At 60.2% G+C, this 10599-nt stretch carries 6 protein-coding genes; all 6 read right to left on the minus strand.

Going from position 1 to position 10599, the window contains the following annotated elements:
• Positions 1-103: 103 nt before the first annotated feature.
• The 6 genes from DBO86_RS01870 to DBO86_RS01895 all read right to left on the minus strand — a co-directional run bounded on the left by DBO86_RS01870 (position 104) and on the right by DBO86_RS01895 (position 10220).
• On the minus strand, positions 104-2911 hold the full coding sequence (locus DBO86_RS01870) for a sensor domain-containing protein (protein WP_108232843.1): 2808 nt from the start codon (positions 2909-2911) through the stop codon (positions 104-106).
• Between the two features lie 163 nt (positions 2912-3074).
• Positions 3075-4961 carry an ATP-dependent zinc metalloprotease FtsH gene (ftsH, locus tag DBO86_RS01875; RefSeq protein ID WP_108232844.1) on the minus strand — a complete coding sequence of 629 codons (1887 nt, stop codon included), beginning with the start codon at positions 4959-4961 and terminating at the stop codon, positions 3075-3077.
• Between the two features lie 27 nt (positions 4962-4988).
• Positions 4989-6419 (minus strand): cardiolipin synthase, encoded by a 1431-nt coding sequence (cls, locus tag DBO86_RS01880; protein ID WP_108232845.1) that lies wholly within the window; start codon positions 6417-6419, stop codon positions 4989-4991.
• A 16-nt stretch (positions 6420-6435) separates the two neighbouring features.
• Positions 6436-9285: a heat shock survival AAA family ATPase ClpK gene (clpK, locus tag DBO86_RS01885; RefSeq protein WP_108232846.1), complete on the minus strand. Its 2850-nt coding sequence runs from the start codon at positions 9283-9285 to the stop codon at positions 6436-6438.
• A 100-nt stretch (positions 9286-9385) separates the two neighbouring features.
• Positions 9386-9958, minus strand: coding sequence for an Hsp20/alpha crystallin family protein (locus tag DBO86_RS01890; protein ID WP_104727628.1), 573 nt, complete (start codon positions 9956-9958; stop codon positions 9386-9388).
• A gap of 28 nt (positions 9959-9986) precedes the next feature.
• The gene (locus DBO86_RS01895) at positions 9987-10220 is read right to left on the minus strand and encodes a helix-turn-helix transcriptional regulator (RefSeq protein ID WP_104727630.1); all 234 of its coding nucleotides are present in this window, start codon (positions 10218-10220) and stop codon (positions 9987-9989) included.
• Between the last annotated feature and the right edge of the window lie 379 nt (positions 10221-10599).

Below are 10599 nucleotides of genomic sequence, written 5' to 3' on the forward strand. Positions count from 1 at the left end.
CTCCGTGCGGATGGACCGCATGGTGAGGTGCCGCCACCACGCCCGGCGCCGCCGATGGGTGGATCAGCCTCTTGCACGTCAACCCTTTGTCCCATGCATGGCATCAATCCGGCTTCTGGTCTGGCGGCAGCAATCCCAGCAGCTCCGCCTGCAAATGTTGCAACTTGTCGATGCCAGCCCTCAATGCCTCGACACGGCCGGCTTTTTTCATTTCACTCAGGGTGTGAGCCAACTGCTGAATGCTCTGATGCAGGACATCGACCTGATCATCAGGATCCTTGCCGAAGAACGTAGGGCGACCACTTTGATCCCGCCAGTATTGGAGCGTTTCGGATTGAGGAGACACTTGGGTCTTACCTGACAGATAGTCGATCATCTGGGAAATCCAGACCCGGTGGTCGGCGTATGTGAACGGCACGGGCAGCGCGGAGCGACTGTCAGGCTTGAATCCTTTCCAGGATAAAGGTACCTGCCAGGTGTGTAGCCATTGCTCGAATTCATGCGCCGGCATCGGATGCCCGATGGCATAACCCTGGCCCCACTCGCATCCCAGACGCAGCAGCATTTCACCATGCTGAATGGATTCGACTCCCTCCGCAATGCAGTTCCTGCCAAACGACCTTGCCAGTGCCAGTAGCGCATCCAGGATGGCGATATCGTCCGGATCCTCGAGCATGTCGCGTATAAAACCTTGGTCGATCTTGAGCAGGTGCGCGGGCAGGCGCTTCAGATAGGTCAGCGATGAATAGCCGCTGCCGAAATCGTCGAGGGCAAAACGCAATCCCATCCTCTCGCATAGCGCCATCAACTGAGACACTTGAACGAAGTCCTCCACGGCGCTGGTTTCGAGGATTTCCAGTTCAAGGTCTTGCGGCTGGGCGCCGGGATGTCGTGACAACATACCCCGTAGATGCATGATGAAGTCCGGTTGCAACAAGTGCCGCGCACCGATATTCACGCTGATCGGGACATGAAGGCCGGCCTTGCGCCAAACTTCGATCTGGGTCAGCGCAGCTTCGATGGTCCATTTCCCCACGTCAATCCCGAGCGGATGGTTCTCAATGATGGGTATGAAGGAGGCAGGAGATAACAAGCCACGCGTTGGATGTTGCCAGCGGATCAAGGCTTCGGCGCCCAGCACCTCACCGGTGCGCATGTTGACCTTAGGTTGGAAATAAAGCAGAAACTGCCCATTGGCAAGTGCATTCTTTATGCTGTCAAATCCTTCGTGACGGGTGCGCAGCGTACGATCCTTCTCCGTATCGAAAACGTGATATCGATTCTTGCCGGCTTGCTTGGCGCGATACATAGCCTGATCTGCCTGCCGCAGCAGTTGGTCGGCGTCGATATCTTCGCCTTGCGGGTAGTAGCTCACACCGATACTCGCGCTCACCTCGCACAGTGCGTCACCAATCGGTACGGGCTGTGCCGCTGCCTCGATCAGGCGATCGAGAATCGGTACGCTGATGGAAACATCCGGCAGGTCGACCAGAATAGCGACAAACTCATCACCACCAAGGCGGGCCAAGGTATCGCCTTCGCGCAACACCTGCGTCATACGCCTGGACAGGACGGACAGCAATTTGTCGCCGACTGCGTGACCGTGCTGGTCGTTGACCTCCTTGAATCCATCCAGATCGATAAAGACAACCGCCAGGTGCATGCCACGCCGACGTGTCTGACCAATAGCCTGCTTAAGGCGGTCTCCAAGCAATAGTCGATTGGGCAAGCCGGTGAGCAGGTCGTAATGAGCAACGCGTTCAAGCTGTCGCTGGTTCTCCTTCAGCGCCGTGATGTCGGAAAACATGGCTGCGTAATGCTCGATATTGCCCCGCATATCCGGGACTGCACTGATCGTCAGCAGCGCGGCAAACTGACTGCCGTTCTTGCGTCGGCACCAGAGCTCTCCGTGCCAATAGTCGTGCTCACGCAGAGCCTGCCAAACGGTCTGATAGAACTCATCGTCATAGTGATCGGACTGGAGTAGACGGGGTGTCTGGCCCAATACTTCCTCCCGCGCATAACCAGTGATCACGGTAAACGCCCGGTTGACGTTGACAATGTGGGCCTGAGCGTCGGTAACGAGGATGCCCTCTCCTGCGTGCTCAAAAACTTTAGCCGCAAGGCGAAGCTCTTCCGCGGATATTCTGCGTGAGGTGACATCATGGATATAGCCGTGCCAGAGGATGCTCCCATCAGGCATGGCTTCAGGCGACGCCTCGCCTTCGACCCAGATCACCCGACCGTCTGGAAACTGCACTCGGTACTCGTCATGCCAAAGCGCGAGTGACTGCCCCGACGCCTGTATGGTTTCATGCACACGGTCGCGGTCTTCAGGATGGAGCGCAGCGAACGCAGGAGTGGCATCTTCGACAACATCCTCCGGTGCAACCCCGTATATTTCCTGTATCCTCGCGCTGGCATAAGGGAAGTGCGAGCTGCCGTCCGGACGAAGACGGTATTGGTAAAGCATACCGGGAACGTGGCTGGCCAACTCTTCTCGCTGTCGGCGCATAGCGTTCAGCGCCTGCTCGACCCTCTTGAGATCGGTGATGTCCTCTACCGTCCCGTCTGCCGCTCTGGGCCGACCAGAGGCGTCGCCCTTGAATGTTGCCCGCAGGTGTATCCAGCGAACCTGCCCTCCGCTGACGATGCGATACCGCAGATCAAGGGACTTTCCGCACATGGCAGCATCCCATGCCCTATCGAAGAGGGGGCGGTCTTCAGGGTGAATGCACTGCAGGAATCGCTCGAAGGCTATTGGCGCACCAACATCCAGGCCGAGCACGCGGCAGGCTTCATCGGAGCAAGTGAGGAGTTGCGAGCCAAGATCGAGATGCCAACTGCCAAAATGGGCATTCTGGTTAATCTGGCCACAGTGTCGGGCTGAGATTTGAGGAGCCTCGTTCAAAGGTGACGCTCCTTATGGGTGAAACAGAGGTTCCAAAGTTTCTGCAACTGGGAACGCATTTCGTCAAAGATTGTATAGTTGGGGTCGCTATGCATCGCGGCTACGCACTTTCTTCAAGGATCGAACAACTGATAAGCAGGGTGGGCAGACGATATGAAGTCTGTCACTCATTAGGGGCTCCCTGGGACACAGAGGAAGCAATGGCTCCGGCAGTTGGACCACTGTGGCATGGGGATTCGAGCTGTAGCCCTTGCGTCAGTTGCTGGATGCTGTATTCATCCAGCGTTTCCCGTGCGAGCAGTTCGCGCGCGCACCGCTCCAGCACTTCTCGGTTAATTTCGAGAATTCGGTATGCACGATCAAACACACCCATCACGATGTCACGGATGGCTTGGTCGATGCGTGTCTGAGTCGATTCGGCTACCCGGCAGCCACCCTGTACCAGTTCAGGCGCATCAAGAAAACGCGGCCTCTGTGCCTCAAAAGCAACGTACCCCAAGCCCTCATCCATGCCGAAGCGCGTAATCATGTCGCGGGCGATGTCGGTGGCCCGCGCGAGATCGTCTGAAGCCCCTGTGGACAGCTCGCCAAACACGAGCTTCTCAGCCGCACGCCCACCCAGGAGGACGGCGATCTTGTGCTCCAGGTCGGCACGTGTCATCAGAAACCGGTCTTCGGTGGGCCGCTGCAGGGTGTAGCCGAGTGCACCGATGCCACGCGGAACGATTGAAATCTTGTGTACCGGATCGGTGCCGGGCAGCGCCAGCGCCACCAGAGCGTGTCCCATCTCGTGATAGGCCACGGTTTCCCGCTCCTTCGGATTGAGCACACGGTTCTTCCTTTCCAGGCCGGCCACGATACGCTCGATGGCGGCGGTGAAGTCTTGCAGTTCCACAGCCTGCGCCTTGCGCCGGGTCGCGTTCAGCGCTGCTTCGTTCACGAGATTGGCCAGATCGGCGCCGGAAAAGCCGGTGGTCAGTGCCGCCACCTGTTCCAGATCTACCTCGTGGGCCAGGGTGATCTTCTTGACATGGACCTTCAGGATATCCAGGCGACCTTTCTTGTCGGGTCGGTCCACCAGCACCTGACGGTCGAAGCGCCCGGCGCGCAGCAAGGCCTGATCGAGGATCTCCGGCCGGTTGGTGGCTGCGAGGATGATCAGTCCGACCGAGCTGTCGAAGCCGTCCATTTCAGTAAGCAACTGGTTCAGCGTCTGCTCACGCTCGTCGTGTCCACCATTCGGTCCTCCGACACCCCGTGCACGGCCCAAAGCATCCAGCTCATCGATGAAGATGATCGCCGGTGCCTGCGCACGCGCCTGTTCGAACAGGTCGCGCACACGGGCCGCTCCCACGCCGACAAACATCTCGACAAACTCTGATCCGGAGATGGAGAAGAAGGGCACCGCCGCCTCACCGGCCACGGCCTTGGCCAGCAGTGTCTTGCCCGTGCCCGGTGGGCCGACCAGCAACACACCCTTGGGAATGCGCGCCCCGAGCCGTCCATACTCCTGCGGATTCTTGAGGAAGTCGACGATCTCGACCAACTCCGCCTTGGCTTCATCAACGCCAGCGACATCGGCAAAGGTCACGCCAGTATTCTTCTCCATGAATACCTTTGCACGGCTCTTGCCAATGCTCAGGAAGCCCCCCATGCCCTGTTTCTCAGCGAAGCGTCGGAACAGGAAGAACCAGACGCCAAAGAAGGCTACGGCCGGCAGAATCCACGACAAGATGTCGCGCAGCCATGTGCTTTCCACCACGCGGGCATAGGGCACGTCATATTTCGACAGGCGATCTGCGAGGTCGGGTTCGACGCGGGTCGCTACGATCGTGGTCTTGCCGCGGCTGTCAGGCGCTTTCAGGCGCCCGGTGACCGTGCGATCCGACACCAGCACTTCGGCGACGCGCCCCTCGGCCAACGCTTTCTCGAATTCGCTGTAGGGTACGGGCTCGACGGTCTTGGCCGCCTGCCAGTAGTTCTGCAGCGTCAGCAGCAACAGGACGGCGACGATCCAGTAACCAATGTTCCATTGATCTTTCTTTTCCATGGGCAATGTTCCTCGCAAGTCGTGTCGCTAGAGAATGGGGGTGAACAGACGGGCCAACCCGTCGCGCAACCGGATGGCCAGCGGGCGGGCGCGCAACGCCATCGCCGATATCTCGTCCGCTGCATCACGGGCGGCATCAAAAAGGGATGACAGTCGCGTAGACAACGCGGTGTCGTACACCTCCACATTGAACTCGAAGTTGAGGCGCAGGCTGCGCGCATCCCAATTGGCCGAACCCAGGCAGCACCACTGGCCGTCTATCAGCATCAGCTTGCTGTGGTCGAACGGGCCAGGCCGTTCGAAGATGCGTACACCGTGCTCCAGCACCTGCCAGTAGTGGGCGCGCGCGGCCCATTGCACCGTGGGATGGTCGCCGTTTGCGGGCGTCAGCACGTCGATACGCACGCCGCGCAACGCGGCCGTACTCAGCGCCGCGATCATCGGCTGATCGGGCACGAAGTAAGGTGTCCAGATGCGCACCGAATGCTTCGCCGCGCTCAAAGCGCCCATGAAGGTCCAGCGCATCCGGTCCAGGGCCTCGTCGGGACCGGCCTCGATGCCGCGCGCCCAACTGGTTCCCGGCTCATCAGCCGTTACGGGCGGTTCGCCCCAGAAACCCTTGCTGAGCCGCTCGCCCGTGGTATCGCACCAATCATCGGTGAAGCTCCGCATCAGATGCTCTACCACCGGCCCGCGCAGACGAAAGTGCAAATCGTGACAGGCCTGGCCCGGCGCATCGGGCCGCCAATACGTGCTGAAGATGTTCATGCCGCCGGTGAAACCCGTCTCGCCATCGATCACCAGCAGCTTGCGGTGATTGCGCAGATGCGCGGCATGCAGGCGCGCGGGAATCAATGTCGGGTTGAACGTCGCCGCCGGAACGCCGGCGCGCTGCAAGGCGCGGTAGGCGCTGCGGGGCGTCCAGCGGGCATACACGTCGTCGATCAACACCCGCACTTGCACGCCGCGCTCATGAGCCCGGCGCAGCGCATCGACGAACTGCGCCCCGATGCCTTGGCTGTCGAAGATGTACGAGGCCAAGGCGACGCTGTACCGCGCCGATTCGATGGCGGCGAGCATGGCCGGGTAGGCCTGCTCGCCATCGACAAGCGGCTCGATGCGGTTGCCGCCGGTCAGCGACTGGCCGGTGGCGCGTCCCACCAGGTGGGCCAGACCGGCAAGTGGCGGCGATACAGCCTCGGGCATCGTGGGCGAGAGGCCTTGTCGAACAGCATCATCTGCTCCCGGGAAAAGCCGCCGCGCCCGCCGCTGGTAACGGTTGATGCCGAACAGCACATACAGCAGCGAACCGCCCAGCGGCAACAAGGCGATCAGCAGTACCCACAGCGTGGCCGATCGAGGGTCACGCTTGTAGATGACCGCGTGCCCCGCTGTGGGGATAGCGACCGCCAGCGACACGAGGGTGGCTGCCCATGTCAGCCCGTTGGGGTCGGACACGACAGCCTCCCATCGCTCAAGATTCGCCGCCCGCTGACTTCTTCTTGCGCGTAGCCTTGCTCTCGCCGTTCGGCGGTGCCTCGGCCACGTTCGCGGCATCGGGCTTCTCAGGCTCGACCGGCTTCACTGGTGGCTCCTTGCGCTCGAAAACCACCCGCTCGGCCTTGTCATCCCAGCGAGCGCTGGCGTGATCGCCCTTGCCGATACCGCCACCCAGCATCTCGCGCGCCAGCGCGGTCTCCAGCTCGCTGCGGATCAACCGCTTGAGCTCTCGCGCGCCGAACTCGGGCTTGTAGCCTTCCTCCGCGAAGTGATCGATCAAGGTCTGATCGAAGGTCAGCGTCACGCCCTGGCTGGCGGCGTTGCGGGCCACACGATCGAGCTGCAGGCCGACGATATGGCGGATCTCCTCCTTGCCCAGCGCATGGAAGACGATGATCTCGTCGATGCGGTTGAGGAACTCGGGGCGGAAGTGTCCGCGCAGCACGTCCATCACCTCGGACTTGGTCTTCTCGTGTTCCTCGCCGGCGGCACCGCGAGCCTTCAAGCGCCGCTGGATGATGTCCGAGCCGAGATTGGACGTGGCGATGATGATGGTGTTGGTGAAGTCCACCACCCGTCCCTTGCCATCGGTAAGGCGCCCATCGTCGAACACCTGCAGCAGGATGTTGTAGACGTCGGGGTGAGCCTTCTCGATCTCGTCCAGCAGCAACACGCTGTAAGGCTTGCGACGCACCTTCTCGGTAAGCTGGCCGCCCTCGTCATAACCGACATAGCCCGGAGGTGCGCCTACCAAACGTGCGACGGTATGGCGTTCACCGTACTCAGACATGTCGATGCGCAAGAGCGCCCCCTCATCGCCGTAGATGGTTTCAGCCAAAGCCTTGGCGAGTTCGGTCTTACCCACGCCGGTCGGGCCGAGGAACAGGAACGTGGCCACCGGCTTGCTGCCCTCGCGCAGCCCCGCCCGCGATAGTCGTACCGCGTCGGCCACCGCCCGCACGGCCTCGTCTTGCCCCACCAAACGCTCGTGTAGACGTTGCTCCAGGTGCAGCAGCTTTTCGCGCTCCTCCACCGTCAGTTCGTTGACCGGGATGCCGGTTAGCCGCGACACGATCTGCGCCACGTGCTGGGCCTTGACCTCGGCGCTGCCCGAAGCACGCTCACGCTCCCAATCCTCGACGAGTTTCTTGAGTTCGGCTTCCTTGGCCTCGATGCGCTTGCCAAGTTCAGCAGCCTTGTCGTACTGCTTGCGCGACGCCACATAGTCTTGCTCGCGCCGCAATTGGTGCAGTTCGGATTCAAGCTCCTGCACGGCCACCGGGCGCGCCGTGGCCGACAGCTTCACGCGCGCGGCGGCCTGATCCAACAAGTCGATGGCTTTGTCGGGGAGAAAGCGTGCCGTGATATACCGGTCAGAGAGCTCAGCGGCCGCAATGATCGCGTCCTCCGTAATGCTGACCTTGTGGTGCGCTTCGAAGGTGTCGCGCAGACCACGAAGGATCATCATGGTCTGTGCTACCGTCGGCTCGGGCACCATCACCGGCTGGAAGCGACGCTCCAGCGCGGCATCCTTTTCAATGTACTTCTGGTACTCGTTAAGCGTGGTGGCACCGATCAGGTTGAGTTCACCGCGCGCCATCATCGGCTTGAAGACGTTGGCCACATCGAGCCCGCCTTCGCCGCCACCCTGGCCCGCGCCAACGATGGTGTGCACCTCGTCGATAAACAAGATGAGTTCGCCCTGGTGCTCGGTCACTTCCTTGAGCACCTTCTGTACACGCTCCTCGAACTCACCCCGGTACTTGGCCCCTGCGACCATCGCGTTGATATTCAGCTCCACCAAGCGCTTGTCGCGTAATGTCTCGGGCACTTCGCCGGCGACCATGCGCTGCGCCAGCCCCTCGACGATGGCTGTCTTGCCCACCCCCGGCTCGCCAATCAGTACCGGATTGTTCTTCTTGCGCCGGGCCAGCACCTCGATGGTGGTCTCAATCTCCTGTGCGCGGCCGATGACCGGATCGAGCTTGCCGTCACGCGCCATTTTGGTAAGGTCACGCGAGTACTTGTCGAGCTCAGGTGTGTTGGTCGGCGTCTCAGCGCGACCGTCCTCGGCCCCCTTGCCGACCACCTTGCTCACCTGTTGACGCAGCGCCTGCGGCGTGAGGCCATATCGGCGCAGCAGGTTGGCGGCCAAACCTTCGCCTTCCTCTGCCAAGCCGATCAGGAAGTGCTCCGGGCCGACATACGAGTGACCCAGTTCGTTGGACGCCACGAAAGCACGACTCAGTGCATCCTTGACGCGCGGCGACACACCAATTTCGCCCTCAAATGGCTGGTCACCGCGTTTGGCTTCGGATTCGATCTGTCGCGTGAGATCATCGACCTTGATCTTGAACTGACCGAGGATGGTCTTGATTACGTCGCTGTGGTTCAGTGCCAAAAGCAGGTGCTCGGTATCCACTTCCGGACGACCGAACTCGGCCGCATACTTGGCGGCTTCCTGAAGCAACGCCTCTGATTGCTCGCTGATGCGACTAGCGAGTCCGCTGCCTCGACGGCGCTGTGCACCTGATCCCGCCGAAGCCGGTTCGCCAAAGGAGGCATCGACCACATCATCGGTATCGGCAGTAACAGTCGTCGACTCGTCACCAATACGGAAAAAGTCGCTGCCCAGAAAGTCCTCAAACAGACCGCTGCGCGCGCCAAACAGGGCTTCCAGCGGAGAAACGCTGCGCTTCTGCTGGCGCACGAGGTGGCGGTAATGATCGTCACAGAGCAGCATGGTGCTGTGACGACCATTGAGATTGGCTTCCACCCGCACCGTGGCGGGCTGGCCGCAGACTTGGCATTGTTTTCTGGCCATGCTGACACTCCTTAACTTAGAGAGACAGCGAGGCACCGTATGGCACAGTGCCACGCCGGGCGTTTGATCACTTTCGATATGAAAGAGTTGGTTGATGGCGTCAGCTATTGACCGGGATTGAACGCCCCTGTTTTGGTGCACTGACCTCACGCTTGTCCATGGTGATCGTCAGCACTCCGTTCTTGAAATTGGCTTTGATCGTATCCTGGTTGGCATCATCTGGCAGATTCAGGGCGCGCTGGAAACTGCCATAGGAGCGTTCGATGCGGTGAAAGCCACTCTCTTTCTTTTCCTGCTCCTGACGCTTCTCACCACGCACTACCAGCACGTCGTTGTCGAGGGTGATCTGGATATCCTTCTCCTCAACACCGGGAAGTTCCAAAGCAATCTTGTACTGTTTGTCGCCTTCCTGGATGTCCAGGGCCGGCTTCAGCATGCCCGGCCAGTCGGCTGGCAAGCGCGGAACGGCCAGTGCAGGAAATCCAAATCCCCGAAAGGCATCATCGAACAGACGATCAATCTCGCGATGCAACTGCAAGATCGGACTGACCGCTCCTCCTGGCACTGGGACATCATTGCGCTGCACTGGCAGAGCGGAAGAGGCGGTTTGCTGCTCCTCCTGCTCCTTCTTGAACCAGTTCCAGGGTGCCAACTTCTTGAAGTCAATATCCATGTCACACCTCCAAATAGAGAAGATTCAGTTAACTCGTTCGCCTGTTGAGACGAACATCGCGCGGCTTCGACAAGTCCTGTTCGGCTGATTTCTGCTGTGCACGTTTGCGCATCACCTCCTTATTCGTGCTGGCTTGCGTCTGATCGGCAATCCACTGATCAATCTCGCCTTTCGCGGCGAGTCTATATAGTGCTCGTTTACCGATCTTCAAATAGGCGGCCAACTCATCGAGCGTAAGGATCAATAGATGGCCGGTTTTCATCGCACCTTCTCCACGCTCCTTCATCTGTGCGAGATTGCGGAAGTTTTGCAAGTCTTTGCAAAGTGTGTACTAGACAGAAACGCTGTCAAGGCGCACAAGGCACATAGACGTGCCCACATGCCGAACAGGCTGCCTATGGAGCCTAGGGGCTGTTGCCGTTTTGCGCTAATCAGTTGATATATAGGTCGCGGTAGGGACGGCAGTTACCTGCCGCCCCCCGCACAGATCCGTACGTGCGGAACTACCGCATACGGCTCCTGCCTCAGGTTCGTGACGCGAAGCGTTCCTCCGGATAGGGATGTGCAGTTCTGGGCTTCGGTATGTAGATGTCTGCGAGACGACCAAAGCGTGACCACTGGAGCCGGTTACGCTGGCTGCG

Source organism: Ectopseudomonas oleovorans, assembly GCF_003052605.1.
GTDB lineage: Bacteria > Pseudomonadota > Gammaproteobacteria > Pseudomonadales > Pseudomonadaceae > Aquipseudomonas > Aquipseudomonas oleovorans_A.